Source organism: Pseudoalteromonas sp. C12FD-1, assembly GCF_037414265.1.
Classification (GTDB): domain Bacteria; phylum Pseudomonadota; class Gammaproteobacteria; order Enterobacterales; family Alteromonadaceae; genus Pseudoalteromonas.
On the sequence record NZ_JBBEVD010000064.1, the window covers coordinates 1 to 378 of the forward strand.

At 39.9% G+C, this 378-nt stretch carries 1 protein-coding gene; it reads right to left on the bottom strand.

What is annotated here, in order from left to right; genetic code table 11:
- Window positions 1-378, bottom strand: a 378-nt coding sequence (locus WDB87_RS09905; protein WP_337849788.1) for a hypothetical protein, incomplete at both ends; no start/stop codon positions are given.

Sequence of the window (378 nt, forward strand, 5' to 3'; positions counted from 1 at the left end):
TAAGGCTTCGCTTTCGCCATTACCGTTAATAACTGAATCGGCTGTTTTATCAATGCTGGTAGTAATTGCTGCTAACTTATCTACTTCAACAATATCTCTTGCGATAGCTTCATTACCGGCGAGATCAGACACCTCAGCACTTGCAACTATATCACCATCGTTTAAAGAACTTGCATCAATAGGGGCAGTAACATATTCACCATTTTCAACGATTGCTTGTACTACTATGTCTGGATTTACACCGTCTCTTAAGCTAATTGTTACAACTTGGCCATCTTCAATACCACTTACTGTGCCACGCACTACAACTTCTTGGTTTTCGTTACTGCCATTAATAACCGAATCAGCCGTTTTATCAATGCTAGTAGTTATTGCTGC